This is a genomic window from Phytobacter sp. V69, assembly GCF_965644215.1.
Taxonomy (GTDB): Bacteria; Pseudomonadota; Gammaproteobacteria; order Enterobacterales; family Enterobacteriaceae; genus Phytobacter.
Genome location: NZ_CBFFRL010000573.1, coordinates 1 through 291, shown reverse-complemented (window position 1 = coordinate 291; position 291 = coordinate 1). Strand labels below are relative to the sequence as shown.

The following is a 291-nucleotide window of genomic DNA, read 5'->3' as shown; positions in this document are numbered from 1 at the left end:
TGCTACCTCAGAAAATCAAACCTGTCAACTTTTGGAAACCGCTATCGTATAGTAACAGCCTGTTTATAAGAGGGATTGCAGATGGCAACAGCAGCTAAAAAAGTTGAGTTAACAAAATGGTTTAAGCCTGAAAATTACAATGTTTTAAAAGAGATAACCGTATTACAACTTTGCCAAGAGATCCGCAAACGAAAGGCAATGTTTGAAGAATTGGAAGAGGCGGATTCAACTCCGAAGTGCAACGCTAAGCCGCCAATCTTAGCTCTGCAAACACCACAGACGGTTGCCTGA

The 291-nt window shown here is 41.2% G+C and carries 1 protein-coding gene; it reads left to right on the top strand.

Annotated elements, in window-relative coordinates; translation table 11 throughout:
• Positions 1-81 precede the first annotated feature (81 nt).
• The gene (locus ACSZPU_RS26480; protein WP_499004588.1) at positions 82-291 is read left to right on the top strand and encodes a DUF6387 family protein; all 210 of its coding nucleotides are present in this window, start codon (positions 82-84) and stop codon (positions 289-291) included.